Source organism: Pseudomonas sp. Tun-23181, from assembly GCF_057415455.1.
In genome coordinates this window covers 3,100,863-3,127,416 of sequence record NZ_CM171630.1, presented here as the reverse complement: position 1 = coordinate 3,127,416, position 26,554 = coordinate 3,100,863, and the positions used below count along the sequence as shown (strand labels likewise).

The following is a 26,554-nucleotide window of genomic DNA, read 5'->3' as shown; positions in this document are numbered from 1 at the left end:
GGGACAAGCCCAGTGATCTCGAGAGTGGTGCGGTCCCTGTGGGAGCGGGCTTGCCCGCGAACCGGGCGCGCAGCGCACGGCCAGGCTACACGGGCACCCCAAGCAGCACATGGGACGGATGGAACTGCACCCTCACTCCACAACCCTGGCCAACCTTCCTTTGTGCCAGCCAATCCACTTCGGCGAAGGCACACAAGGTCTGCCCATTGCCCAGCGCCAGGCGCACCTCGCTGGGCCCGCCTTGATCCGCCAGCACTTCCTCGACCGTGGCCTTCAGGCAATTGCTGCCAGCCTCGACCTCGTCGGCATCACCGAGCAACTGCACCCAACCGGCCTTGAGCAAGGCCACCACCGTGGTCCCCAGCCCAAGCTCCAGGCGTTCGGTGCTGCCCCGGGTGATCAACGCCTCGATTTCCAGGCCAGCGCCCAGGTCGAGGCTGACGCGGTCATGCCGCCCCTCGCGACGCAGGCCGCTGATCTTCCCCTGCAACTGGTTGCGCGCGCTGGTGCGCAGCATCAGGCGGCCGAGCAGGTCGAGGTCGCTGCTCTCCTCGGCGGCCTCGAGGATTTCCGCTTGCAGGGCCTGCAGGCGCTGGTACAGGCGCAGTACCCGCTCACCTTCGACCGACAGCCGCGCCCCACCGCCGCCGCGGCCCCCGGTGCTGCGCTCCACCAGGGGGCGGCTGGCCAGGTTGTTGAGTTCGTCGATGGCATCCCAGGCGGCCTTGTAGCTGATGCCGGCAGCCTTGGCGGCGCGGGTGATCGAGCCTTGCTCGGCAACGTGCTGCAACAGGGCGATGCGTTGTGGGCGGCGGGCGATGTGCTGGGTGAGCAGGGCGGGTAGGGACATGGGCAGTGCCGGGAACGGATGGCGATGCAGCGACGGTGCCTCCCGCTCCTGGGCAAGTCAAGTTCCGTGCTGCCGGGCAACCCGCTCATGCCTGCCCCGGCTTGGGCGTGCGCGCCAGGCAGTACACATCCACCCGCCGCGCACCGGCCTTGCGCAGCAGGCTCGCCAAGGCCTGGACGGTGGCGCCGGTGGTCAGCACATCGTCGACCAGGGCCAGGTGCTGGCCCTCCACAGCGGCATCTGGGGCGAGTGTGAAGGCCTGGCGCAAGTTGCGCTGGCGTGCCTTGGCGTCCAGGGTCTGCTGTGCAGGTGTCTCGCGCACCCTTCGCAGCAGCTGGTCATCGCTGGGGATGGCCAGTTGCGTGGACAGCCAGCGGGCCAGCATGCCGGCCTGGTTGAAGCCGCGTTGGCGCAGTCGACGCATGCCCAGGGGGACGGGCAACAGCTGGTCAGGCCTTGGCAGGCCCTGGGCGAAGCGGTGCTGCAAGGCATGGCCCAACAATTGGGCCATCAGCCGGCCCAGCGGCCATTGGCTGTGGTGCTTGAAGCGCGCGATCAGGGTGTCGACCGGGAAGCCATAATGCCAGGCCGCCACGGCCTGTTCGAACGCCGGGGGCCTGCGGCTGCATTGGCCGCAGGTCAGGCCGTCCATCGGCAAGGGCAGGGCGCACCGGGTGCAGTGCTCGTCCAGCCAGGGGAGTTCCAGCTCGCAAGCCATGCACAGGGGGTAGGCCTGTGCGGCGGGCTCGTCGCAGAGCAAGCAGTATTGGTTGATATTTGTACACTTGTAAACCAGTGTTTTGAGTGGTGGTTGACAGTCCATGGGCCTTCCGTGACTATGCGGGCTATCCGTGATGCGCCTGTCCCGGCGCCAGTCAGAGCCTAAACAAGGAAACGCCGATGAGCGCCAGCACAACTGCAACAACACGTCACGACTGGACCCTGGCCGAGGTCAAGGCGCTGTTCCAGCAACCGTTCAACGACCTGCTGTTCCAGGCGCAGACCGTGCACCGCGCGCACTTCGACCCCAACCGCGTGCAGGTTTCCACCCTGCTGTCGATCAAGACCGGCGCCTGCCCGGAAGATTGCAAATATTGTCCGCAGTCTGGCCACTACAACACCGGGCTGGAAAAACAGAAGCTGATGGAAGTGCAGAAAGTGCTGGAGGAGGCCGCCCGGGCCAAGGCCATCGGTTCGACCCGCTTCTGCATGGGCGCGGCCTGGAAGCACCCCTCGGCCAAGGACATGCCCTACGTGCTGGAGATGGTCAAAGGGGTCAAGGCCATGGGCCTGGAGACCTGCATGACCCTCGGCCGCCTCGACCGCGAGCAGACCCAGGCCCTGGCCGAGGCCGGGCTGGACTACTACAACCACAACCTCGACACCTCGCCGGAGTTCTACGGCAACATCATCACCACCCGCACCTACGGCGAGCGCCTGCAGACCCTGGCCTATGTGCGCGATGCTGGCATGAAAATCTGCTCCGGTGGCATCCTCGGCATGGGCGAGTCGCTCGATGACCGTGCCGGCCTGCTGATCCAGCTGGCCAACCTGCCCGAGCACCCCGAGTCGGTGCCGATCAACATGCTGGTCAAGGTCGCCGGCACGCCGTTGGCCGACGAGGAAGACGTGGACCCGTTCGACTTCATCCGCATGCTGGCGGTGGCGCGGATCCTCATGCCCAAGTCCCATGTGCGCCTGTCCGCCGGCCGCGAGCAGATGAACGAGCAGATGCAGGCCCTGGCCTTCATGGCCGGCGCCAATTCGATCTTCTACGGCGAGAAGCTGCTGACCACCGCCAACCCCCAGGCCGACAAGGACATGCAACTGTTCGCCCGCCTCGGTATCCAGCCGCAGGCGCGCGAAGAGCACGCCGACGAAGTGCACCAGGCGGCCATCGAGCAGGCGCTGGTCGAGCAGCGTAGCAGTGAACTCTTCTACAACGCCGCGTCGGCCTGAACATGGCCTTCGACCTGGCGGCGCGCCTGGCCGAACGGCGCGCCGCGGACCTGTACCGGCAGCGGCCGCTACTGCAAAGCCCCCAGGGGCCGGAGGTGGTGGTCGATGGGCAGCGGCTGCTGGCCTTCTGCAGTAACGACTACCTGGGCCTGGCCAACCACCCGCAGGTTATCGCCGCCTGGCGCGCCGGAGCCGAGCGCTGGGGCGTCGGTGGCGGTGCCTCGCACCTGGTGATCGGCCACAGCGCGCCGCACCATGCGCTGGAAGAGGCGCTCGCCGAATTGACCGGGCGTCCACGGGCGCTGCTGTTTTCCACAGGCTACATGGCCAACCTCGGCGCCATCACCGCGCTGGTGGGGCAGGGCGACAGCGTGCTGCAGGACCGCCGCAACCATGCCTCGCTGCTCGACGGTGGGCTGCTCAGTGGTGCGCGCTTCAGCCGTTACCTGCACAATGACCCGGCCAGCCTGGCCAGCCGTCTGGACAAGGCCAGCGGCGATACCCTGGTGGTCACCGACGGGGTCTTCAGCATGGATGGCGACCTGGCCGACCTGCCGGCCCTGGCCGCGGTCGCCCGGGCTCGTGGCGCCTGGCTGATGGTCGATGACGCCCATGGCCTGGGCACCCTTGGCGCCAACGGTGGCGGAGTCGTCGAGCATTTCGGCCTGGGACTGGACGACGTGCCGGTATTGATCGGCACCCTCGGCAAGGCCTGCGGCACCGCGGGTGCCTTCGTGGCCGGCAGCGAGGCGCTGATCGAGGCCCTGGTGCAGTTCGCCAGACCGTATATCTACACCACCAGCCAGCCACCGGCGCTGGCCTGTGCCACGCTCAAGAGCCTGGAGCTGTTGCGCCGCGACACCTGGCGGCGCGAGCACCTGGCTGCCCTGGTCAGCCAGTTCCGCCGGGGCGCCGAGCAGATCGGCCTCGAATTGATGGACAGCCAGACGCCGATCCAGCCCATCCTGGTTGGCGACAGTGCACGGGCCCTGCGCCTGTCGCAGATGTTGCGCGAGCGAGGGCTGTTGGTCACCGCGATCCGTCCGCCGACCGTGCCGGCCGGTGCCGCCCGTCTGCGCGTGACCCTGAGCGCGGCGCACAGTGAGGCTCAGGTCCAGCTATTGTTGAATGCATTGGCAGAATGCTATCCATCGTTGGAGTCCGCCGATGCGTAACCGACTGATCCTCCTGCCCGGCTGGGGGCTGGGCACTGCCTCGCTGGAACCGCTGGCCGCAAGCCTGCGGGCCCAGGACTCGCGCCTGCAGGTCGAGCTGATGCCGCTGCCGGAGCTGGCCGAGGCCAATGTCCAGGCCTGGGTCGAGTACCTCGACCGCAAGCTGCCCAACGACACCTGGCTGGGCGGCTGGTCGCTCGGCGGCATGCTCGCCAGCTTGCTTGCGCACAAGCGCGGCGACCACTGTTGCGGCCTGCTGACCTTGGCCAGCAACCCCAGCTTCGTCTGTCGGCCGGACTGGCCCCACGGCATGGCGGTGGACACCTTCGGTACCTTTCTCGACGGTTGCCGCAGCCATCCCCAGGTGACCCTCAAGCGCTTTCGGACCTTGTGCAGCGAAGGCGCACAGATGCCGCGCACCCTGCTGCGCCAGTTGGGTGTCGGTGTGCCGGACACCGACCCGCTGTACCTGGCCACTGGCCTGGAGGTCTTGGCCAGCCTCGATACACGCACTGCCCTGGAGCACTACGGCGGGCCCCAGTTGCACCTGTTCGCCGGCAGCGATGCGCTGGTCCCGGCGGAGGTGGCCAAGGCCCTGAGCGAACTGCTGCCGGACGTGGAAGTCGGCCTGGTCGAAGACAGTTCCCACGCCTTCCTGCTGGAATACCCACAGGAGCTGGCGGCGGGCATCAAGAGTTTCCTGCATGAGAGTGGCGATGACTGACCTTTCCCGTCCGAACCTGCCCGGCACGCTGCCGGACAAGCGCCAGGTGGCGGCCTCGTTCTCCCGCGCGGCGGCCAGCTATGACAGCGTGGCGGCCCTGCAGCGGGCTGTGGGCCTGGCCCTGCTCGACCGGTTGCCGGACGACCTGGCACCGTCGCACTGGCTCGACCTGGGCAGTGGCACGGGCCACTTCAGCCGTGCCCTGGCCGAGCGCTTCGACACGGCGACCGGCGTGGCGGTGGACATTGCCGAAGGCATGTTGCGCCATGCCCGTGAGCAGGGCGGCGCCGGCTATCACGTGGCAGGCGACGCCGAGCGCCTGCCGTTGCGCGATGAAAGCGTCGACTTGGTGTTCTCCAGCCTGGCGGTGCAATGGTGCGGCCAGTTCGGCAGTGTGCTGGGCGAGGCGCGGCGGGTGCTGCGCCCGGGTGGCGTGCTGGCCTTCAGCAGCTTGTGCGTCGGTACCCTCGACGAGCTGCGCGCCAGTTGGCAGGCCGTGGATGGCCTGGTCCACGTCAATCGCTTCCGGCGTTTCGAGGACTACCAGCGGCTGTGTGGCGAGAGCGGGTTGCGGGTGCTTGGCCTGGAGCGGCGCCCTCAGGTACTGCACTACCCGGACGTGCGCAGCCTGACCCACGAACTCAAGGCCCTGGGGGCGCACAACCTCAACCCCGGCCGGCCGTCCGGGCTGACCGGGCGGGCGCGGATGCAGGGCCTGCTGCAGGCCTATGAGCGCTTCCGCCAGCCCGAAGGCCTGCCAGCCACCTACCAGGTGGTCTATGGCGTGTTGCGCAAACCCATGGCAGACGAGGCGTGAGATGAGCCAGGCCTATTTCATCGCGGGCACCGACACCGATGTAGGCAAGACCACCATCGCCGCTGGATTGCTCCACGCGGCGCGGTCGCAGGGCCTGAGCACCCTGGGCGCCAAGCCGGTGGCCTCCGGCTGCACCTTGGGCGCCAAAGGCTTGCGCAATGCCGATGCCCTGGCGCTGATCGCGGAAAGTTCGGTGAAGCTGCCCTACGAGCAGGTCAATCCATTCGCCTTCGAGCCGGCGATCGCCCCGCACGTGGCGGCGCGGGAGGCCGGGGTGAGCCTGGACGTGTCGACGCTGCTGGCCGCCATGCAGCAGGTGTTGGCCCAGGGCGCCGACTTCACCTTGGTGGAAGGCGCGGGGGGCTGGCGGGTGCCGTTGTCGGGCCAGGCCAACCTGTCGGACCTGGCGATCGCCTTGAAGCTGCCGGTGATCCTGGTGGTGGGGGTGCGCCTGGGGTGCATCAACCATGCCCTGCTCAGCGCCGAGGCCATTGCGCGCGATGGGCTGCAGTTGGCCGGCTGGGTGGCCAACATCGTCGATCCGCGTACCTCGCGGCTGGAGGAGAACCTCGCCAGCTTGGCCGAGCGGCTGCCAGCACCTTGCCTGGGGCGGGTGCCGAGGCTGAAGGTGGCCAGTGCCGACGCGGTGGCGGCGCATCTGCAGCTGGATTTGCTGGATTAGCCCTATTGGGCCGCGCAGCGGCCCCAGCGTGTGTCAACCCCACTGGAGGGCCAGGAATATTGCCGGCCTATTGGATGGCACTAGGCTATTAGTCATTTAAACGGGCCTTTTTACTCCTCAACTGCTTTAATGAGGCCTGTTTCATCATCCCGCGTCCTCGGAGTCCTGACATGGAAATCACCGGTAGCTCTGCCTATTACGCAGGCCTTGGCGCCATCCAGGCCGGCCAGCAGCGCATCGACCCGGCCGCCAGCCAGATCGCCAACGGCACCGTAGAGCGTGCCGCCACCAGTCAGACCAGCGACTACCAGGCCGAACGCCTGCGTGCGGTCGACCGCAGCCAGCAGATGGACCTTGCCACCAGCACCGTGCAACTGGCGCTGGGCAAGCATGAAGTCGAACTGGGCGTGAAAGTCGCCAAGGCTTCGGACGAAATGCTCGGTCGGTTCATCGACACCTACGCCTGACTTGCCTTTCCCTGGGCTGCCGCCCATCGCCGGCAAGCCGGCTCCCCAAAGCCTTGGCATGACACAGGATGCGTGCCCCTGTCGGGGCGCCGAACCGCCGCGAATGCGCCCGCCCAGACAACGCCGTTGCCAAGTCGCTCTCCCCGCAGCGGGAAACACAAGGCGCTCGTGCAGCCGCTTGGCGTGTATGCCATGTTTCGCGGCATGAATGGCACCATAGTCCATCCTTGACATTGCCCGGAGCTAAACGTAAGTTTCAAACAACTGTTTGACCGAAAGCCGGCAAGAGCTGGTCGGTACCAGCGGTCTCCCCACCGGACTCATCACAGAGGTTCATCGCTATGCCTGATTACAAAGCCCCCTTGCGTGATATTCGCTTCGTTCGCGACGAGCTGCTCGGCTTTGAAGCGCACTATCAGAGCCTGCCGGGCTGCCAGGACGCCACGCCCGACATGGTCGACGCGATCCTCGAGGAAGGCGCGAAGTTCTGTGAGCAGGTACTGGCTCCGCTGAACCGTGTCGGCGACCAGGAAGGCTGCACCTGGAGCGAGTCGGGCGTGAAGACCCCTACTGGCTTCAAGGAAGCCTACAAGCAGTTCGTCGAAGGCGGCTGGCCGAGCCTGGCCCATGACGTCGAGCACGGCGGCCAGGGCCTGCCGGAGTCCCTGGGCCTGGCCATCAGCGAGATGGTCGGCGAGGCGAACTGGTCCTGGGGCATGTACCCGGGCCTGTCCCACGGCGCCATGAACACCCTGTCGGCCCACGGCACCGCCGAGCAGCAGCACACCTACCTGAGCAAGCTGGTGACTGGCGAGTGGACCGGCACCATGTGCCTGACCGAGCCACACTGCGGCACCGACCTGGGCATGCTGCGCACCAAGGCCGAGCCCCAGGCCGATGGTTCCTACAAGGTTTCCGGCACCAAGATCTTCATCTCCGCCGGCGAGCACGACATGGCCGACAACATCGTCCATATCGTCCTGGCCCGCCTGCCCGATGCCCCGGCCGGCACCAAGGGCATCTCGCTGTTCATCGTGCCCAAGTTCCTGCCCAACGCCGAAGGTGGCGTGGGTGAGCGCAACGCCGTGTCCTGCGGCTCCATCGAGCACAAGATGGGCATCCACGGCAACGCCACCTGCGTGATGAACTTCGACGGCGCCACCGGCTTCTTGATCGGCCCTGCCAACAAGGGCCTGAACTGCATGTTCACCTTCATGAACACCGCCCGCCTGGGCACCGCGCTGCAGGGCCTGGCCCATGCCGAGGTGGCCTTCCAGGGTGGCCTGAAGTATGCCCGCGAGCGCCTGCAGATGCGTTCCCTGACCGGCCCGAAGGCGCCGGACAAGGCCGCCGACCCGATCATCGTGCACCCGGACGTGCGGCGCATGCTGCTGACCATGAAGGCCTTCGCCGAAGGCAACCGCGCCATGGTCTATTTCACCGCCAAGCAGGTGGACATCGTCAAGTACAGCCAGGACGAAGAGGCTCGTAAGAAGGCCGACGCCCTGCTGGCCTTCATGACCCCGATCGCCAAGGCCTTCATGACCGAGGTCGGCTTCGAGGCCGCCAACCATGGCGTGCAGATCTACGGCGGCCATGGCTTCATCGCCGAGTGGGGCATGGAGCAGAACGTGCGCGACAGCCGTATCTCCATGCTGTACGAAGGCACCACCGGCATCCAGGCCCTGGACCTGCTCGGCCGCAAGGTGCTGATGACCCAGGGCGAGGCGCTCAAGGGCTTCACCAAGATCGTCCACAAGTTCTGCCAGGCCCAGGAAGGCAACGAGGCCATCAAGGTGTTCGTCGAGCCGTTGGCTGCGCTGAACAAGGAGTGGGGCGAGCTGACCATGAAGATCGGCATGGCGGCGATGAAGGACCGCGAGGAAGTCGGTGCCGCCTCGGTGGACTACCTGATGTACTCCGGTTACGCCTGCCTGGCCTACTTCTGGGCTGACATCGCCCGCCTGGCCGCCGAGAAACTGGCCGCCGGCACCAGCGAGGAGGCGTTCTACACCGCCAAGCTGCAGACTGCACGCTTCTACTTCCAGCGCATCCTGCCGCGCACCCGCGCCCATGTGGCGGCGATCCTGTCCGGTGCCGACAACCTGATGGCCATGAAGGAAGAAGACTTCGGTCTGTCCTGCTAAGCCAACCGGCTGTAGAGAAAAACCGCCTGCCTTCACCGGCAGGCGGTTTTTTTCGTCTGGAATTCGCCCGGTTGAGCCTTGGGCTGTCATTTGGGGCCGCTTCGCGCTCCAGCCGACACTCAATGCATTCATCTATTCATGTGCGCTGCCGATGAACTGGAGGCACAATGCCATTATCGATCTGCCGGGTCGGAGATTTCTCTTGTTTCGTCTATCCGCTGTCCGCGCGAGCCACTTCCTGCCTTCACTGATCCTGTTGCTGTCGGGGCTCGCGGCGGCTTACGTAAGAGACCTCAACGTCTTCTTCACTTCGCTGTTCAATGTCCTGCCCACCCTGGTCCTGTTGCTGGGTGGCGCCTACTGCGCGGTGTATCGCCGTCAGCGCGAACTGTTCCTGATGGTCACGGTGTATATCGCTTATTTCCTGCTCGATACCCAGACCGACTTCTACCGCGACCATGGCCGGGTTCGTGAGGACGCGGCAGTGGTCTTTCACCTGGTCTGCCTGTTGCTGCCCGCCTTGTTCGGCCTGTTCGGCGCCTGGCAAGAGCGCACCCATCTGGCCCAGGACATGCTCGCCCGCTTCGCCGTGCTGTTCGCCGTCGGCAGCGTGGCGCTGGCGCTGGAGCAGCGTTACCCCGAGGCATTGCTGGCGTGGTTGGCGGAGATCCGCTGGCCGTCGCTGCACGGTCAGTGGATGAGCCTGATCCAGATGGCCTATCCGCTGTTCCTGGGCATTTTCATCCTCCTGGTGGTGCAGTACCTGCGCCAGCCCAGGCCCCTGCATGCGGCGCAGATCATCGGCCTGGTCGGCATCTTCTGGATGCTGCCCAAGACCTTCATCCTGCCTTTCACCCTGAACATCATGTGCAGCCAGGTGATGCTGATGATCGCCGCGGCGGTAGCCCACGAGGCCTACCAGATGGCGTTTCGCGACGAGCTGACCGGGCTGCCGGGCCGCCGTGCGCTGAACGAGCGGATGCAACGCCTGGGGCGCAACTACGTGATCGCCATGACCGACGTGGACCACTTCAAGAAATTCAACGACACCCATGGCCACGATGTCGGCGACCAAGTGCTGCGCCTGGTCGCCAGCCGGCTGGCGCGGGTGACGGGTGGTGGGCGGGCCTATCGCTACGGTGGCGAGGAGTTCGCCCTGGTGTTCGCAGGCAAGAGTGCCGAGGAGTGCGTACCGCACCTGGAGGCGGTGCGGGAGGTGATCGCCAATTATGCGATCCAGTTGCGCGACCCGCAGAACCGGCCCCAGGATGACTCGGCGGGGCGCCAGCGCCGTGGCGCGGCTGCTGGCAGCACGGTCTCGGTGACCATCAGTATCGGCGTCGCCGAACGCCAGGCCGATCACCGTAATCCGGATGCCGTGCTCAAGTCGGCCGACCAGGCGCTCTACAGCGCCAAGGGCGCGGGGCGTAACTGCGTCATGGTTTGCGGCCAGCAGTCGAAGCGTGGGGCGGTGCGCATGGCGTGACTGAATGAGACTGCACGGTCTGTTGATGACCCTATGTCTCGCAAAAGTTGTTCGGTTACACTCCTTCCAACCCCGTGCCGCGGTCCTCCAGGATCGCCCCGCCCCTGATAGCGAGAGGTTGTGATGGCTGACTATAAAGCGCCCCTGCGCGATATGCGCTTCGTCCTGAATGAAGTCTTCGAGGTGGCCAGGCTCTGGTCGCAACTGCCTGGCCTGGCCGAGGCGGTCGACGAAGAAACCGCCATGGCCGTGCTGGAGGAGGCGGGCAAGGTGACCGGCAAGACCATCGCTCCGCTGAGCCGTGCCGGCGACGAGGAAGGCTGCCATTGGGACAACGGTGCCGTGCGTACCCCAGCCGGTTTCATCGAGGCCTACAAGACCTACGCCGAAGGCGGCTGGGTCGGCGTGGGTGGCGACCCGCTGTTCGGCGGCATGGGCATGCCCAAGGCGATTTCCGCCCAGGTCGAGGAGATGGTCAACGCCTCCAGCCTGGCCTTCGGCCTGTACCCGATGCTGACCGCCGGGGCCTGCCTGTCGATCAACGCCCATGCCAGCGAGGCGCTGAAGGAAAAGTACCTGCCCAACCTGTACGCCGGCATCTGGGCTGGCTCCATGTGCCTGACCGAGCCCCACGCCGGCACCGACCTGGGCATCATCCGCACCAAGGCCGAGCCCCAGGCCGATGGCAGCTACAAGGTCAGCGGCACCAAGATCTTCATCACCGGCGGCGAACACGACCTGACCGAGAACATCATCCACCTGGTGCTGGCCAAGCTGCCGGACGCACCGGCAGGGCCCAAGGGCATCTCGCTGTTCCTGGTGCCGAAGTTCCTGGTCAACGAAGACGGCAGCCTGGGTGCGCGCAACCCGGCCAACTGCGGTTCGATCGAACACAAGATGGGCATCCAGGCCTCGGCCACCTGCGTGATGAACTTCGACGGCGCCACCGGTTACCTGGTGGGTGAGCCGAACAAGGGCCTGGCGGCCATGTTCACCATGATGAACTACGAGCGCCTGGGGGTTGGCATCCAGGGCCTGGCGTCGGCCGAGCGCTCCTACCAGAACGCCGTCGAGTACGCCCGCGAGCGCCTGCAGAGCCGCGCGCCCACGGGCCCGCAGGCCAAGGACAAGCAGGCCGACCCGATCATCGTCCACCCAGACGTGCGTCGTATGTTGCTGACCATGAAGGCGCTGATCGAAGGTGGTCGTGCGTTCTCCACCTATGTGGCCATGCAACTGGACAGCGCCAAGTACAGCGAAGATGCCACCACCCGCAAGCGCAGCGAGGAGATGGTGGCGCTGCTGACGCCAGTGGCCAAGGCGTTTCTCACCGACCTGGGCCTGGAGTGCGCGGTGCATGGCCAGCAGGTGTTCGGCGGCCACGGCTACATCCGCGAGTGGGGCCAGGAGCAACTGGTGCGTGACGTGCGCATCACCCAGATCTACGAGGGCACCAACGGTATCCAGGCCCTGGACCTGATGGGCCGCAAGGTGGTCGGCAGCGGTGGGGCGTTCTACCGCCTGTTCTCCGACGAGATCCGCCAGTTCATCGCCGGTGCCGGCAGTGACCTGGAAGCGTTCGCCAAGCCGCTGGCGGCTTCCCTGGACCAGCTCGATGAGCTGACCGCCTGGGTGCTGGAGCGGGCCAAGGGCAATCCCAACGAGATCGGTGCCGCCTCGGTGGAATACCTGCACGCCTTCGGCTACGTGGCCTATGCCTACATGTGGGCGCTGATGGCCCGGGCGGCGTTGGCTGGCGAAGGTGACGAGGCGTTCTATGCTGGCAAGCTGGGGACTGCGCGTTTCTACTTCGCTCGCCTGCTGCCGCGTGTGCATTCGCTGGTGGCCTCGGTGAAGGCGGGGAGCGAAACGCTGTACCTGCTGGATGCGGAGCAGTTCTGAGATAACGCGGGGCCGCTTCGCGGCCCATCGCCGGCAAGCCGGCTCCCACAGGGTCCCCTGCAAACCACAATATGCGTGATCGACTCGACTTTGTGGGAGCCGGCTTGCCGGCGATGGGCTGCAAGGCAGCCCTAATACCGGATGTTTTTTTGTAAGCTTTTTCCTACATCGCGTGGTGACTTTTCTCCCCTTTCCTAGGATTGGATCCACTGTTAATCTTTCTCACATGGACGTAGCGCAGGATGCGCAATGGACAGAACAGGGACAACGTAGGATTTCCTGCCAGGGTGGCGGGGCGATAAGGATGTCAAGGGAAACAGTCTGGAAAACCCCGCTTAGGCGGGGTTTTCTTCGTCTGCAGATTGTTCAACCGAGTACGTCCAGGGGCGAAACGCCCAACTGGCGGGCATCGGTCTCTTCCTCCAGCAGCGTGCGCAGCAACTCCACCGAGGCTTGCTGGCGCTGCGCATCGCGAAACACCAGGCCGACCTTCAGCGGCACCCGCGGTTCACTCAGAGGCTTCCACAGCAAGGGCTGGTCGTCCTCGGCAGCATCTTTGGCGCGCCCAGGCAGGATGGTCGCCAGCGCCGTATGGGCGAGGCTGTCGAGAATCCCGCCCATGTTGTTCATCTCCGCTTGCACCTGCGGCCTGCGGCCGAGGTTGGCCAGTTGCGCCTGCCAGATCTGGCGGATCTGGAACTCCTCACCAAGCATCAGCATCGGCAGTTCGGCTGCCTGGCGGATCGAGACCTTCTTGAAGTCCTTCAGGGGGTGAGTGTCGGGGATGACAAGCTGCAGCTCATCTTCGTACAGCAGCAAACCATGCAACCCCGGTTGGCGCGGCGGCAGGTAGCTGATGCCGATGTCCAGGCTGCCGTTGAGCAGGCGCCGCTCGATCTCCAGTCCCGACAACTCGTAGATCTGCACCACCAGGTGCGGCTGGGCTCGGCGCACGCGCTCCAGCAGTTGCGGTACCAGGCTCGGCCGTACCGTCTGCAACACGCCGATGGCCAGGGTACGCAGGGACTGGCCCTTGAAGCTGCGCATGGCGTCGTGGGCCCGCTGCAGGCCGTCGAGCAGCGGCAGGGCGTGGTTGTACAGGGTATGGGCGGCAAGGGTCGGCAGCAGCCGCTTGTTGCTGCGTTCGAACAGGCTCAGGTCGAGGCTGTGCTCGAGCTGGCGGATCTGCTGCGACAGCGCCGGCTGGGACAGGGACAGGCGTTCGGCGGCACGGCCTACGTGGCCTTCTTCGTACACCGCGACGAAATAACGCAACTGACGAAAATCCATAAGCAATACTTATCGAAAAAGCTGAAAAAACGGAATGGCCGCAACGCGCCGTGACGCCTAGTCTATCCCCGTATTCCAGCGGCTTACAGCGATCATTACAGTGATTGTTACCCTGGATGAAAAAGACTTTTGATAGGCAAGGCAGAATATAAACCCTCCGGCACACCGACCGGGGCCTTGACCACCCTGACCGTGATTGGCTGGAGCCCCGATGAACCTGTTCAACCTGCGCCGCTCGCCCCCGGTGGCCGCCGAGCCCAAGCGTGCCCCAGTGGCCGAGCCGGCGGTGCCGCAACTGGCTCGCGAGCACCTGATGGCGAGCGCGCAACGGGCTGAGCAGGTCTTCGTGCGGGGGCAGGGCTCGTGGCTGTGGGACAGCGAAGGGCATGCCTACCTGGATTTCACCCAGGGTTGTGCGGTCAACAGCCTCGGTCACAGCCCAGGCGTGCTGGCCAAGGCGCTGGGCAACCAGGCCCAGGCGCTGATCAACCCGGGTGCGGGTTTTCACAGCCGGAGCCTGCTGGAGCTGGTCGAGCGGCTGTGCCAGAGCACCGGCAGCGACCAGGCGTACCTGCTCAACAGCGGCGCCGAAGCCTGCGAAGGGGCGATCAAGCTGGCCCGCAAGTGGGGCCAGCTGCATCGCAATGGTGCCTATCACATCATCACTGCCAGCCAGGGCTGCCATGGGCGGAGCCTGGGGGCGCTGTCGGCCTCCGACCCGTTGCCGTGCAACCGCTGCGAACCTGGCCTGCCGGGCTTCAGCAAGGTGCCGTTCAACGACCTGGCTGCCCTGCACGCGGCGGTGGACTCGCGCACCGTGGCGATCATGCTCGAACCGATCCAGGGGGAGGCGGGGGTGATCCCGGCGACCCGCGAATACCTCAAGGGTGTCGAGCAACTGTGCCGTGAACTGGGCATCCTGCTGATTCTCGACGAAGTCCAGACCGGTATTGGCCGCTGCGGTGCCCTGTTGGCCGAGCGGACCTACGGTGTGCGCGCCGACATCGTCACCCTGGGCAAGGGCCTGGGCGGTGGCGTGCCATTGGCCGCCTTGCTGGCCCGTGGCAGCGCCTGCTGCGCCGAGCCCGGCGAGCTGGAGGGCAGCCACCACGGCAATGCCTTGATGAGCGCCGCTGGCCTGGCAGTGCTGGATACCGTGCTGGAGCCGGGTTTCTTCGAGCATGTGCAGGACAGCGGCCGCCACCTGCGCGATGGTCTCTGCCGCCTGGCTGGCCGCTATGGCCAGGGCGAGGTGCGTGGCCAGGGGCTGCTCTGGGCCTTGCAGTTGCGCGAAGACCTGGCCCGTGATCTGGTCGAGGCCGCGCTGCGCGAGGGGCTGCTGCTCAATGCCCCACAGGCGGACGTGGTGCGCTTCTCACCGGCGCTGACGGTGAGCAAGGGCAACATCGACGAGATGCTCCTGCGCCTGGCCCGCGCTTTCGCCCGCTTGCATGCCCAGCAGCACAGCCGCCGCGAGGTATCGGCCTGACCGGCCTGGCGGTCGCAAAAATTTCAACGAACCGTCTCGCGTTCCTGCGCATCGCCCTTGGCCTGCAGTCTTTGGCCCGGGGCGTTTTTTTTTGCCTGGCGCCTGGCTGTGGAACCATAGGGCCATGCCGCTAGTCTCTCTTGTGAACCTTCCAAGGAGAGATCTGCATGGACTTCATTCGCATCATCATCGCCATCATTCTTCCGCCGCTGGGGGTGTTCCTGCAGGTCGGGTTCGGTGGCGCGTTCTGGCTGAACATCCTGTTGACGCTGCTGGGCTATATCCCGGGGATCGTGCACGCGGTGTACATCATCGCCAAGCGTTGAGGGTTGCTAGAGCTGGCCTGTCGCATAGGGCTGCTTTGCAGCCCATCGCCGGCAAGCTGACTTTCACAGGGCTCTGGAGAGTACAAAGCCCAGGAATCTACCTGCCTAGCACCCGGCAGTAGAATTTCCACTCTTCCTCCAGCGCATGGGCCAGGTTTTGTGCCTGGCGCAAACCATGCCGCTCCCCCGCATAGAAATGCCCCTCGGCCTCGATGCCGTTGGCCTTGAGCGCCTCGAGCATGGCCCGGGTCTGCGCCGGCACCACCACGGCATCCAGCTCGCCCTGGAAGAAGATCACGGGTGCCTTGATCCGCTCGGCATGCAGCAGCGGCGTGCGCTGGCGGTAGCGCTCGGCATCCCGCAGCGGGTCGCCGATCAGCCAGTCCAGGTAGTCACCCTCGAACTTGTGCGTCGCCCGGCCCAACGCCACGGGGTCGCTAACGCCGTACAGGCTGGCGCCGGCACGGAACACGTCGTGGAAGGCGAGGGCGCACAGGGTGGTGTAGCCGCCTGCACTGCCGCCACGGATGAAAGCCTTGCGCGAGTCGACCAGGCCCAGCCCGGCGAGGTGGGCGACCGCGGCGCAGGCGTCCTCCACATCGATCTCGCCCCAGCGCAGGTGCAGGGCCTGGCGGTAGGCACGGCCATAGCCGCTGCTGCCCCGGTAGTTGAGGTCGGCCACGGCGAAACCCCGTTGCGTCCAATACTGGATGCGTGGGTCGAATACCGGATAGCAGGCCGAGGTCGGGCCACCATGGATGAACACCACCAGCGGCGCAGGCGCTGCGCTGCCATCCATGGCCGGGTAGAAGAAACCATGGGCCGTGTCGCCGCCGCTGGGGTAGTGGATCGGCTGCGGGCGGCTGACCCGTTCGGCCGGTAAGGGCAGGCCGCCACCGGCCAGTACCTGTACCTGCCTGGTATGCCGGTCGATGGCGATGACCGCTGGCGGGTTCAGTGGCGAGCCAGCAATGGCGTAGATGTGCCCGGCATCCATGGCCAGGCTGCGAAAGCGCGTGTAGTCGCTGCCAAGGTGCTGCACCTGCCCGCCGTGGCTGCGCAGGCCCAGGTGCCCGAAACCTTCCTCGAACCAACTGGCCAGGTAGGTATCGGGGCCGAGCGCCAGCCAGGTGCTGGCCCCCAGTTGCCAGGGGGCTGCGGCATGGTCGGCGGTCGCCGCAGGCAGTGCCTGCCACTGGCCGTCGACTTCCCCCCAGGGCTGCCAGAAGCCATTGCGATCGCTCAGGCAGTACAGCCGTCCGTCGGCGTCGAAGCGGGGTTGCTGCAGCGATTCTTCGTCTGCCGCGTCACCTGCCAGGCAACGGGCCGGCCCCCAATCACCTCGGCTGTCGCGTTCACGGCACATCAGGCGGGTGCGGGTCCAGGGTTGCTCCGGTCGGTCCCACTCGACCCAGGCCAGGCGCTGGCCGTCGTCGCTCAGGGTGGGCGAGGCATAGAAGTCGGCGCCTTCGGCCAGCACCACGCGGCCTTCGCCGGAGAGGGCCACCAGACGATGCTCGACCCGCTCGACATGCTGTTCTTCCACCGCCAGGACCTGGCCCGCCTGCCACAGCACATCGCCATAGCGGCAATGTTCGGCCTGGGTCAGGGCGCGTGGCGGGGAACCGTCGAGCGCCTGGGTGTAGACCTGCTGGTCGGCCTCGTTGACGAACACCAGGCCGTCACCGCCCAGGCAGAAGCTGCCACCGCCGTACTCGTAGACGCGGCTGCGCACGCTGTAGCCGTCCGGGGTCAGGCAATGGGCCTGGGTGTTGCGCCAGTGCCAGATGCGGCAGGCACCGTCGGCAGGGCGGAACTCGTTCCAGAACAGCCCGGCGGCGCCGACCTTGAGTTCGGCGAAATCGGTGCCGGCTGCCACTGCCTGGGCAGCGCTGAAGTCAGCCACGGGCGATGACACGGGAGTTGCGCTCATTGCGGAAGGTCATCTCTTCGATGCCCAACTGGGCGGTTTCGGCTTCCTCGCGGGCCTTGAGGATGATGCCGTGGTCGGCGGACTTGGCGCACACCGGGTCGGCGTTGCTGGCATCGCCGGTGAGCATGAAGGCCTGGCAGCGGCAGCCGCCGAAGTCCTTTTCCTTCTCGTCGCACGAGCGGCAGGGCTCGGGCATCCAGTCGTAGCCGCGGAAACGGTTGAAGCCGAACGAGTCGTACCAGATGTGGCGCAGGTCATGGTCGCGCACGTTGGGGAACTGCACCGGCAGCTGTCGCGCGCCGTGGCAAGGCAGGGCCGTGCCATTCGGGGTGACGGTGAGGAACAGGCTGCCCCAGCCGTTCATGCAGGCCTTGGGGCGTTCCTCGTAGTAATCCGGGGTGACGAAGATCAGCTTGCAGGGGTTGCCGGCGGCCTTGAGTGTTTCCCGGTACGCGTTGGTGATGCGTTCGGCCCGCTCCAGCTGGGCGCGGGTCGGCAGCAGGCCCAGGCGGTTGAGGTGCGCCCAGCCGTAGAACTGGCAGGTGGCGAGTTCGACGAAGTCGGCCTCCAGGGCGATGCACAGCTCGATGATGCGGTCGATCTTGTCGATGTTGTGCCGGTGGGTGACGAAGTTCAGCACCATCGGATAGCCATGGGCTTTCACCGCCCGGGCCATCTCCAGCTTCTGCGCGAAGGCCTTCTTCGAGCCGGCCAGCAGGTTGTTCACCTGTTCGTCGCTGGCCTGGAAGCTGATCTGGATATGGTCCAGCCCAGCCTGGCGGAACGCCGCGATCTTTCGTTCGGTCAGGCCGATGCCGGAGGTGATCAGGTTGGTGTAGTAGCCCAAGCGCCGGGCTTCGCCGATCAGTTCGGCCAGGTCCTGGCGCACCAGCGGCTCGCCACCGGAGAAGCCCAGTTGCGCCGCGCCCAGCTCACGGGCCTCGGCCATCACCCGGAACCACTGCTCGGTGGAGAGCTCCTGGCCCTGCGCGGCGAAGTCCAGCGGGTTGGAGCAGTACGGGCACTGCAACGGGCAACGGTAGGTCAGCTCGGCCAGCAACCACAGCGGCAGGCCGACCTCCGGTTTGGCCGGCATTTCAGGCGAGGACGATCCAGTGTTCGGCACGGGCCACCTCCATGAACTGCTCGATGTCGTCGGCCACTTCCGGGACACCGGGGAACTGCCGCTCGAGCTCGGCGATGATCGCCGCCACGTCGCGTTGGCCATCGATCAGGCCGCCGATCAGCGCGGCGCTTTCGTTGAGCTTGATCATGCCCTCGGGGTACAGCAGGACATGGCCCTTCTGCGCCGGTTCGTACTGGAAACGATAGCCCGGGCGCCACTGCGGGACTTGCTGACGATCGAAACTCATAGGGCGATCCCCTTGTGCCAGACCCGCTCGCCGGTGACGGTGTGGTAGGGCGGGCGGTCCAGTTCGTAGGCCATGCTCATGGCATCGAGCATGCTCCAGAGAATATCCAGTTTGAACTGCAGGATCTCCAGCATGCGCTCCTGGCCGGCGCGGGTGGTGTAGTGCTGCAGGGTGATCGCCAGGCCATGCTCGACATCGCGCCGGGCCTGGCCCAGGCGGGTGCGGAAGTACTCGTAGCCGGCCGGGTCGATCCACGGGTAGTGCTGCGGCCAACTGTCCAGGCGCGACTGGTGGATCTGTGGGGCGAACAGCTCGGTCAGCGAGCTGCTGGCGGCCTCCTGCCAACTGGCGCGGCGGGCGAAGTTGACATAGGCGTCCACGGCGAAGCGCACGCCGGGCAGGACCAGTTCCTGGGAACGCAACTGATCCGGATCCAGGCCCACCGCCTGGCCCAGGCGCAGCCAGGCCTCGATGCCACCGTCCTCGCCAGGGGCGCCGTCATGGTCGAGCAGGCGCTGGATCCACTCGCGGCGCACCTCGCGGTCCGGACAGTTGGCCAGGATCGCGGCATCCTTCATCGGGATGTTGACCTGGTAGTAGAAGCGGTTGGCCACCCAGCCCTGGATCTGCTCGCGGGTGGCGCGGCCTTCGTACATCGCCACGTGGTAGGGGTGATGGATGTGGTAATAGGCGCCCTTGGCGCGCAGGGCCTGCTCGAATTCGGCAGGGGACATCGGCGTTGCGTCGCTCATCAGGCCTCCTACAGCTCGATGCTCATGCCGTCGTAGGCGACTTCCACGCCCCGGCGTTGTACCTCGGCCCGTTCGGGCGAGTCTTCATCGAGAATCGGGTTGGTGTTGTTGATGTGGATAAGCACCTTGCGCTGGCGCGGGAAGCCCTCCAGCACCTCGAGCATGCCGCCCGGGCCGTTCTGCGCCAGGTGGCCCATCTCGCGGCCGGTGCGGGTACCGACACCGCGCCGTTGCATTTCATCATCCTCCCACAGGGTGCCGTCGACCAGCAGGCAGTCGGCGCCGTGCATCATCTCCAGCAACTGGCCGTCGACCTGGCCGAGGCCTGGGGCATAGAACAGCTTGCCGCCGGTGCGCAGGTCTTCGACCAGCAGGCCCAGGTTGTCGCCCGGGTGCGGGTCGAAGCGATGCGGCGAATAAGGCGGTGCGGCGCTGCGCAGGGGGAAGGGGGTGAACCTGAGGTTTGGGCAGGCTTCGATGACGAAGCTGCCGTCCAGCTCGATGCGGTTCCATTTCAGGCCGCCATTCCAGTGGCTGAGCATGTTGAACAGCGGAAAGCCGGTGGTCAGGTCCTGGTGGACCATGTCGGTGCACCAGACCTGGTGCGGGCAGCCTTCGCGCAGGCTGAGCAGGCCGGTGGTGTGGTCGATCTGGCTGTCGAGCAAAACGATCGCATCGATGCCGGTGTCACGCAGGGCGCGGGCCGGTTGCATCGGCGCGAAGGCCTGGAGTTGGGCGCGGATGTCTGGCGAGGCGTTGCACAGGATCCAGTGCTCGCCGTCGTCGGACAGGGCGATGGACGACTGGGTGCGCGCTGTGGCGCGCAGGGTGCCGTCGCGAAAGCCCTTGCAGTTGGCGCAGTTGCAGTTCCACTGGGGAAAACCGCCGCCAGCGGCGGAACCGAGAATCTGGATGTACATGGCTGCTCTCTATCCGAAGATGCGTATCCGAAAAACGAAAACGCCCCGGCGGACCGAGGCGTCGAACCGCAGGCTGGCTTAGCGGTTGGCGAAGTACATGGTCACTTCGAAGCCGATACGCAGGTCAGTGTATGCAGGTTTGGTCCACATGGGCTTGCTCCTTCCGGATAGGGGTTGGGGTTGTCAGTCACTTGTTTGGGTACCGCCTCGCGGAGGAGGTTCCATTGGCTGAGATTGCGCTATCTTACAAGAAAAATTTGTACCGAAAGGTTAATTATTCGAAAAGTGCCCTTGCACTTACCGTAACAATCGACCTTCGCTCATTGCCATCGCTCATCTGGCGCCGGTGCATTGGCCAAGCATAGCCAGCCATCTTCGGCCGCCAGCAGGCGCTGCATTAACAGATCCAGGTGCGTCTGGTCTGTATTCAGAATAGACCGCTGCATGTAGGAAAGGTCGCTGGCTTGTGTGGCCAGTTGTGTCTGCCATGCCCATTCCGCCACGTCGGTGTTGGCCATGGCGGACTCCGCGAACTGCTCAGCCAGGGCTTGGCGCACGCCGCTGTCGAGTTGCACACCTTCCTGGAGCAGGGCCAGCAGGTGGGTGAGGATTTGCGTGGGGCTGGCATGGGGCGATTGCACGCCGAAGAGCAGGCCGCCGACGCCCTCGACCTGACGAAAGGCGCTGAACACCGCATAGCCCAGTTGCAACTCCACTCGCATGCGCTGGTAGTACGGACCCTGCAGCAGTTGCGCCAGCAGCCGGCCTGCGGCTTGCTGTTCAGCCGGTAGCGGGCAGAACAGCAGCAGGGCGCTCTCGCTGCCCTCGGCCTGGGCGTGATGCCAGTGCAGCCCGTGGAAGGGCGCGGGCCGCTGCAGGTGGGCGGGTTGGCCCATCAGCTTGTCCAGGGTCACGCCCAGGGCTGCCTGCCCGGCCTGGTCGAAGCCCATGGCCAGGCCCTGCCAGCGCGCCGTTTGCCAGAGCCGGTCGAGCAAGGCCTGGTCCAACGGGGCGGCCGAAGTGGGTTGGGCTTCGCCGTTTCGCAGGACGTCGGGCAGTGCCTTGAGCAATGCCCGAAGTGGAATCAGCGCCGGCCCCTGGGTGGGCGGTGACTGCCAGTTATCCAGCGTGGGTGCACGTAGCAGGGCGAGCGACTCCTCGACCGCGCGCAACACCGCTTCCGAACGCCCCGTGCAACGCAGTTGCCAGTATTCGCCGACGGCATCGAAGGCCAGTTGTATCGATGCGCGTTCGGCGCGCTCCATCAGCGGGCGCAGTGCCTGTTCGAGTAGCGGATGGAAACGTTGACGCAAGCAGGAGGTTATCTGCCAGCGCAGGTAGAGCGCGGCGAAGCGGCGTGTGTCCGGCAGGAGGTCGCTGATCGCCAGGCCTGCTGGAGGCGCGGCCGTGGAGTGCCGGGGAAGGCCGGCTTGCAGCAACGGATCGGGTGGCGCTAGCCGCCAGTGGTCGTGGGCACTGTCACTGCTGGGGAGGCTGCCCAGCAGTATTCGCAAGGCCTCCAGGCCTTGTGCATCGAGGGCCCGGAAGGGGTGGCCTGCGCTGTCTCGGCGGGCCAGGTCGAGGGCGCTGGCGGCTTGCTCGCGGCTGTGCTGCAGGCGGGCGAACGCCTCGTTCAAGGTCGCCCTATCGGCGTGGCGCATGAAGCCGAGCCAGCTGTGCAGCGACGTGCGAATGTCGGCTTGCGATGCCTCTTCGCTCAGTTGCAGGCGAACGCTCCAGAGCAGTTGCCCGGCGAAGGCGTGCAGTGGCTCGGCCTGGAAGCCTTGTAGCCATCCACGTTGGCGCAGGTGTGCCAGCCAGCCACCCTTTCGGCTGTCACCCAGGTAGGCGAGCAGCAGTTCCAGTGCCTGTTCGGCGCCTTGCGGCAGGTTTTCATGGGCGAACAGCAGGTCCAACCTTCGTCCGGCTGGGGGGAGGTGACGCAGGGCGCCTTGCAGCAGGGCCGGGGGCATCGCCTGGGGGATGCGCTGGCCGTCAGCGAACAGGCCGCCGAGGCGCTGGCCCACGGCTTGCAGCGCGTCCAATGGCTGTGGCCCGCACAGGGCCAGGGTCATCTGCCCGCCTTGGTAGAACTGTTGGTGAAACTGCCGCAGAGCCTGCTGGAACGCCGGATCGCGCAACACCAGGCTGTGCCGGTTGCCCGCCTGGAAACCGCTCAGCGGATGGCGGGCGGACACGCACTGGAGCAGGGCGAAGTGCCGCTGGGCCTCGGGGTTGCGCGACCAGGCGATGAATTCGGCATGGATCACTTCGCGCTCGCGGACCTGGCGTTCGATGCCCAGGTCCGGCTCGGCGAGCATCTGGCATAGGCGCTCCAGGCCGCCTGGCAGCGCAGTGGGCGGGACCTCGAAGAAGAAGTCGGTGGTGCGCTCGCGGGTGCTGGCGTTGACTTGGCCGCCCAGGCTTTGCACATAGCGCATCAGGCCGTCTTCCAGGGGAAAACGGTCGGTACCCAGGAAGAACAGGTGCTCGAGGAAATGGGCCAGGCCAGGCCATTTCGCTGGGGCGTCATGGCTGCCGGCATGCACCCGCAGCGCCGCGGCGGCGCGCTTGAGGTGCGGGGCGTGGCGCAGGACGAGCTGCAGGCCATTGGCGAGGGTGAGGTGGCGAGTGGCGTACATGCGCTCATGCTAGCGCATTTGTGGGGGCTGGCTGGGAGCAATTAGGGCCGCTTTGCGCCCCATCGCCGGCAAGCCAGCCCCCGGGGGCTCAGTCCTGGCGAGCCTGGTGCAGCTCGCGCCGCAGATCGGTCAGGTAGGGAAACGCCGCCCGCCCTTGCACCACGCATTCATGCTCCAGCTCGGCCAGCAACTGGCACTCGCTGCGCCCTGCCATGGCCAGCAAGCTCCCATCCGGACCGATGATGCTGCTCTGGCCGCAATACTGGATCTCGCCTTCCGCACCACAGTAGTTGGCATACACCAGGTAGCACTGGTTCTCCTGTGCCCGTGCGCGCACGGTGACCTGGCAGATGAAGTCGTAGGGCGTCATGTTCGCCGTCGGCACCAGGATCAGCTCGGCGCCGGCCAGGGCCAGGCGACGGGCGTTTTCCGGGAACTCGATGTCGTAGCAGATCAGCATGCCCAGCTTCCAGCCGTCCAGCTCGACCACCGGGAAGTGATCGGCGCCCGGGCTGAACATGGCGCGGTCCAGCTCGCCGAACAGATGAGTCTTGCGGTAGTTGCACAAGCTGCGACCATGGGCGTCGATCAACTGCACGCTGTTGTATACCGCGCCGTCTTCGGCGCGCTCCGGATAGCCATAGACGATGGCGATGCGGTGGGCCTGGGCGATTTCCACCACGCTCATGGCCGAAGGGCCGTCATCGGGCTCGGCGAGGCGCTGCACTGCCTCTGCACCGATGTTGTAGCCGCTCAGGTACATCTCCGGGCAGACCAGCAGTTGCGCGCCGCGGGCTGCCGCCAGTTGCGCCTGCTGTTGCAGGCGCTCGAGATTGCCGGGTACGTCCAGTGGCCTGGGCGTACCCTGGAACAGGGCGATGCGCATGGCGCCTCCTTGTTTCAGTCGGCCAGGGCGATCGGCCCGATCTCATGGAACACGTCGCCCGGCCCGGGATTGTCCGGGTGGGTCTTGCCACCGAAGTGATTCATGATACCCCACACCGCGTTCAGCGAGGTCTGCACCGCGCCTTCCACCCAGGCCGGCGTCCACGACACATCGTCGCCGGCGATGAAGATGCCGCGTTGCTCGGCCGGCATGTCATCCTGCATGAAGTGTGCGTACATGCGCTGGTTGTAGCGATAGTGGCCCGGCAGCGCGCCCTTGAAGGCGCCGAGGAAGTGCGGATCGGCCTCCCACGACACGGTGATCGGGTCGCCGATGATATGGCCGGCGATGTCGGTCTTCGGGTAGATCTTCTTCAGTGCGTCGAGGGCCAGCTGCACGCGCTTTTCCACCGGGTGCGGCAGCATCTTCAGGGCGTCGCTCATCCAGGCGTAGGACAGGCAGATCACCCCCGGCTTGTCGTCGCCATTGTCGAACAGGTAGGTACCACGGGTCAGGCGATCGGTGAGGGTCATGCTCATCAGGTCGCGGCCGGTTTCCGGGTCTTTGTCCTTCCAGAACGGCCGGTCGACCATGACGAAGGTCTTCGACGACTGCATGTAGCGCGTGCGGTCCAAGGCCATCCACATCTTCTGCGAGAACAGCGATTCTTCGCAGTCGATCTGGGTGGTCAGCAGCCAGCTCTGGCAGGTGGCGAGCACCGCGGCATAGTGGCGGGTGTCGCCCCAGTTGTCGGTAACTGCCAGGCGACCATCGGCAGCGCGGGCGATGCGCTTGACGCCGGTGCGTGGCGCGCCGCCGTGCAGCGAGCTGAGGCTGGTGCCGGTCGGCCAGTGGGCGCAACGCTCCGGCACATGGCGCCAGATGCCCTGGGGCACCTGCTCGACGCCACCGACGACCAGGTGCTGGTGATCGTCGCAGTTGGTCATCACCACGCGGAAGATCTCCAGCATCGAGTTGGGGAAATCCGAGTCCCAGCCGCCTGTGCCGAAGCCGACCTGGCCGAACACCTCGCGGTGCTGGAAGCTGAGCTTGGCGAAGGCGCGCGAGGTGGCGACGAAGTCATAGAAGGTGCGGTCGTCCCACAGTGGCACCAGGGTGTTCCACAGTTCCTTGAGGCGTGGCACGTCGCGATCGCGGATGGCCTGCTGGATCTCGCTGAAGCGGGCACCGCTCTCCAGGGCGTCGGCCCAGGCATCGGCCACCTCATGGAACAGCGCCGGCAGGTCGGCGGGTTTCTCGGCGTAGTAGGTCTGGCCTTCCAGGTCGATCACCGTGCTGCCCGAGGCTGGGGTCAGCGGGTTGGGGAAGGGCCGGGTCTCGAGGCCGAGCTTGTCGACATAGTGGTAGAAGGCTGTCGACGATACCGGGAAACGCATGCCGCCGAGCTCGGCGATGATCCCGTCGGTGCCGTTGAACGCTTGGGAGCGCAGGCGCCCGCCCAGTTTGGAGGCCTCGTACACCACTGGCTTGAGGCCCAGCTTCATCAGTTCGTAGGCCGCCACCAGCCCGGCGATACCGGCACCGACGATCGCCACTTCCTCGCCATGTCGCTCGGCTGGAATGCTGCCCAGGCCAGCGGGGTGCTCCAGCCAATCGTCGAACGCGAAGGGGAAGTCCGGGCCGAAGATGGTGATGGGTTTCTTGCCGTCGGCGGGATGGCGGTTTTTCTTGTTCATGTGAGGACCTTGCCAGGGAGGCTGCGCAGGGGCGGAGCCTGAGTATAGGAAATGTCTGGTGGCCATTTTATGGAGCGGGGTGTTCGTAATTAAGATGCAGAGTGGCGTCGTTATGCTGTGTTGATCGTCTTAATGAGATTCACTGATTGCATAATGACGACATTCAGCCCAACGCGGCCAGGTGCTCGAGCGTTTCTGGGTACTTCTGCACCAGGCGGATCAGCGCCACCGCCTGGGCGTTGGGTTTGGAGCGGCCCTGCTCCCAGTTCTCCAGGGTGCGGGCATTGGTGCGCAGGTAGCTGGCGAATACGGCTCGGGACATATTCAGGCGTTGGCGCAGCTCGATCAGTTCGTTGGCGGCCAGTGGCGCCAGTTCCTGAAACGCCATTTTGTGGGTGCGCAGGGTCAGCTTCCCGGCGCGCGCCTCGGCGAGGGCGTCGAAGCCTTCGGTGAGTTCAGTGAAAATGTTGCGTGGCATGGGTTGTCCTCGTCAGGTAGTCGCGTTCCAGCAGATGCTTGATTGCCTGCCGTTGGAGAGGGCTTAGGTCGTCCTGCAGGTCTTTTCCATAGAGCGTGAACAACCAGAACTGGTAACCCGCTTCCCACCCGTAGTAGATCACCCTGATACCCCCTCGCTTGCCCTTGTGGCGTTGGGGAGCGGCAAAGCGCATCTTGCGCAGCCCTCCGGTACCCGGGATGACATTGCCGACATAGGGATATGTCAGGAGTGTCTGCTGCAAGGTGCGAAAGCCCTCGTGATCGAGGTGTTGCGCGCGGTGCCGCTCGAAAGCCGGCAATTCGATAAAGATCGCTTCCATGATCTGTACGTTACCTGCGTATAGTTCGGGGGTGGTGTGGCCGCTCGTCAAGGGGCGACCTCTGGCAGCCTATCCGGGGGTGAGGCACAGAGGTTGGGCTTGAGGTTTTCGAGGTGTTTCGGGGAACGTTTGCCTGGCGCTAGCCTCCGGCGAATGGCTCGCCAGTTGCCATGTTCGATGTAAAGGCAGCAATACCAAGCTTGGCGGCCGTGCTGGGAG

General features: G+C 65.8%; 25 protein-coding genes. 11 read left to right on the top strand and 14 right to left on the bottom strand.

Features of this window, described 5'->3' with window-relative positions; all coding sequences use genetic code 11:
- Positions 1-85 precede the first annotated feature (85 nt).
- Positions 86-850 (bottom strand): TOBE domain-containing protein, encoded by a 765-nt coding sequence (locus tag ACDI39_RS14935; RefSeq protein ID WP_225786486.1) that lies wholly within the window; start codon positions 848-850, stop codon positions 86-88.
- Positions 851-935: 85 nt separating this feature from the next.
- The gene (locus tag ACDI39_RS14930) at positions 936-1,673 is read right to left on the bottom strand and encodes a ComFC family protein (RefSeq protein WP_225786485.1); all 738 of its coding nucleotides are present in this window, start codon (positions 1,671-1,673) and stop codon (positions 936-938) included.
- Between the two features lie 77 nt (positions 1,674-1,750).
- Between ACDI39_RS14930 and bioB the strand changes: the two genes are divergently transcribed.
- From bioB to ACDI39_RS14885, 9 genes are all read left to right on the top strand, one after another.
- Entirely contained in the window at positions 1,751-2,809 is a 1,059-nt protein-coding gene (bioB, locus tag ACDI39_RS14925) for a biotin synthase BioB (protein WP_225786484.1), read from the top strand.
- Between the two features lie 2 nt (positions 2,810-2,811).
- Positions 2,812-3,984 (top strand): 8-amino-7-oxononanoate synthase, encoded by a 1,173-nt coding sequence (gene bioF, locus ACDI39_RS14920; protein WP_486536895.1) that lies wholly within the window; start codon positions 2,812-2,814, stop codon positions 3,982-3,984.
- Positions 3,977-4,708: an alpha/beta fold hydrolase gene (locus ACDI39_RS14915; RefSeq protein WP_486536894.1), complete on the top strand. Its 732-nt coding sequence runs from the start codon at positions 3,977-3,979 to the stop codon at positions 4,706-4,708. The genes bioF and ACDI39_RS14915 overlap by 8 nt, the downstream gene beginning before the upstream one ends.
- Positions 4,701-5,525 (top strand): malonyl-ACP O-methyltransferase BioC, encoded by an 825-nt coding sequence (bioC, locus tag ACDI39_RS14910; RefSeq protein ID WP_486536893.1) that lies wholly within the window; start codon positions 4,701-4,703, stop codon positions 5,523-5,525. Before ACDI39_RS14915 ends, bioC begins: the two co-directional genes overlap by 8 nt.
- A 1-nt stretch (position 5,526) precedes the next feature.
- Complete coding sequence (bioD, locus tag ACDI39_RS14905; protein ID WP_486536892.1) at positions 5,527-6,207, top strand: dethiobiotin synthase; 681 nt, start codon at positions 5,527-5,529, stop codon at positions 6,205-6,207.
- A gap of 170 nt (positions 6,208-6,377) precedes the next feature.
- Entirely contained in the window at positions 6,378-6,674 is a 297-nt protein-coding gene (locus tag ACDI39_RS14900; protein WP_225786479.1) for a pyrroloquinoline quinone biosynthesis protein PqqE, read from the top strand.
- 341 nt (positions 6,675-7,015) lie between these two features.
- A complete protein-coding gene (locus ACDI39_RS14895) occupies positions 7,016-8,821 on the top strand; it encodes a phenylacyl-CoA dehydrogenase (RefSeq protein ID WP_486536891.1) in 1,806 nt (601 codons plus the stop codon).
- A gap of 202 nt (positions 8,822-9,023) precedes the next feature.
- Complete coding sequence (locus ACDI39_RS14890; protein WP_368815836.1) at positions 9,024-10,307, top strand: GGDEF domain-containing protein; 1,284 nt, start codon at positions 9,024-9,026, stop codon at positions 10,305-10,307.
- 123 nt (positions 10,308-10,430) lie between these two features.
- Positions 10,431-12,209 carry an acyl-CoA dehydrogenase C-terminal domain-containing protein gene (locus tag ACDI39_RS14885; protein WP_225786476.1) on the top strand — a complete coding sequence of 593 codons (1,779 nt, stop codon included), beginning with the start codon at positions 10,431-10,433 and terminating at the stop codon, positions 12,207-12,209.
- Between the two features lie 366 nt (positions 12,210-12,575).
- On the opposite strand, the gene ACDI39_RS14880 is transcribed toward ACDI39_RS14885, so the two are convergent.
- A complete protein-coding gene (locus tag ACDI39_RS14880) occupies positions 12,576-13,499 on the bottom strand; it encodes a LysR family transcriptional regulator (protein ID WP_225786475.1) in 924 nt (307 codons plus the stop codon).
- Positions 13,500-13,710: 211 nt separating this feature from the next.
- Between ACDI39_RS14880 and ACDI39_RS14875 the strand changes: the two genes are divergently transcribed.
- Together ACDI39_RS14875 and ACDI39_RS14870 are read left to right on the top strand one after the other, a co-directional pair.
- Positions 13,711-14,988, top strand: a complete 1,278-nt coding sequence (locus tag ACDI39_RS14875) for an aspartate aminotransferase family protein (RefSeq protein ID WP_225786474.1) — start codon at positions 13,711-13,713, stop codon at positions 14,986-14,988.
- Between the two features lie 167 nt (positions 14,989-15,155).
- Positions 15,156-15,314, top strand: coding sequence for a YqaE/Pmp3 family membrane protein (locus tag ACDI39_RS14870; RefSeq protein WP_009681539.1), 159 nt, complete (start codon positions 15,156-15,158; stop codon positions 15,312-15,314).
- 97 nt (positions 15,315-15,411) lie between these two features.
- Here ACDI39_RS14870 and ACDI39_RS14865 read toward each other — a convergent pair whose 3' ends face one another.
- The 11 genes from ACDI39_RS14865 to ACDI39_RS14815 form a co-directional block, all read right to left on the bottom strand.
- Positions 15,412-17,247 (bottom strand): S9 family peptidase, encoded by a 1,836-nt coding sequence (locus ACDI39_RS14865; protein ID WP_486536890.1) that lies wholly within the window; start codon positions 17,245-17,247, stop codon positions 15,412-15,414.
- Positions 17,213-18,373, bottom strand: coding sequence for a pyrroloquinoline quinone biosynthesis protein PqqE (gene pqqE / locus ACDI39_RS14860; RefSeq protein WP_486536889.1), 1,161 nt, complete (start codon positions 18,371-18,373; stop codon positions 17,213-17,215). The genes ACDI39_RS14865 and pqqE overlap by 35 nt, the downstream gene beginning before the upstream one ends.
- On the bottom strand, positions 18,345-18,620 hold the full coding sequence (gene pqqD, locus ACDI39_RS14855) for a pyrroloquinoline quinone biosynthesis peptide chaperone PqqD (RefSeq protein WP_225786472.1): 276 nt from the start codon (positions 18,618-18,620) through the stop codon (positions 18,345-18,347). The genes pqqE and pqqD overlap by 29 nt, the downstream gene beginning before the upstream one ends.
- Positions 18,617-19,372, bottom strand: a complete 756-nt coding sequence (pqqC, locus tag ACDI39_RS14850; RefSeq protein ID WP_253102115.1) for a pyrroloquinoline-quinone synthase PqqC — start codon at positions 19,370-19,372, stop codon at positions 18,617-18,619. The genes pqqD and pqqC overlap by 4 nt, the downstream gene beginning before the upstream one ends.
- 8 nt (positions 19,373-19,380) lie before the next feature.
- Positions 19,381-20,292: a pyrroloquinoline quinone biosynthesis protein PqqB gene (pqqB, locus tag ACDI39_RS14845; RefSeq protein ID WP_225786470.1), complete on the bottom strand. Its 912-nt coding sequence runs from the start codon at positions 20,290-20,292 to the stop codon at positions 19,381-19,383.
- Between the two features lie 78 nt (positions 20,293-20,370).
- Positions 20,371-20,442: a pyrroloquinoline quinone precursor peptide PqqA gene (gene pqqA, locus ACDI39_RS14840; protein WP_003243383.1), complete on the bottom strand. Its 72-nt coding sequence runs from the start codon at positions 20,440-20,442 to the stop codon at positions 20,371-20,373.
- Between the two features lie 170 nt (positions 20,443-20,612).
- Positions 20,613-22,934, bottom strand: coding sequence for a pyrroloquinoline quinone biosynthesis protein PqqF (gene pqqF, locus ACDI39_RS14835; protein WP_486536888.1), 2,322 nt, complete (start codon positions 22,932-22,934; stop codon positions 20,613-20,615).
- Positions 22,935-23,022: 88 nt separating this feature from the next.
- The gene (locus tag ACDI39_RS14830; RefSeq protein ID WP_225786468.1) at positions 23,023-23,820 is read right to left on the bottom strand and encodes a carbon-nitrogen hydrolase family protein; all 798 of its coding nucleotides are present in this window, start codon (positions 23,818-23,820) and stop codon (positions 23,023-23,025) included.
- A gap of 14 nt (positions 23,821-23,834) precedes the next feature.
- Positions 23,835-25,517, bottom strand: coding sequence for a flavin monoamine oxidase family protein (locus ACDI39_RS14825; protein ID WP_225786467.1), 1,683 nt, complete (start codon positions 25,515-25,517; stop codon positions 23,835-23,837).
- Between the two features lie 163 nt (positions 25,518-25,680).
- Positions 25,681-25,995, bottom strand: coding sequence for a helix-turn-helix domain-containing protein (locus ACDI39_RS14820; protein ID WP_225786466.1), 315 nt, complete (start codon positions 25,993-25,995; stop codon positions 25,681-25,683).
- The gene (locus ACDI39_RS14815) at positions 25,973-26,335 is read right to left on the bottom strand and encodes a toxin (RefSeq protein WP_225786465.1); all 363 of its coding nucleotides are present in this window, start codon (positions 26,333-26,335) and stop codon (positions 25,973-25,975) included. Before ACDI39_RS14815 ends, ACDI39_RS14820 begins: the two co-directional genes overlap by 23 nt.
- Positions 26,336-26,554 lie beyond the last annotated feature (219 nt).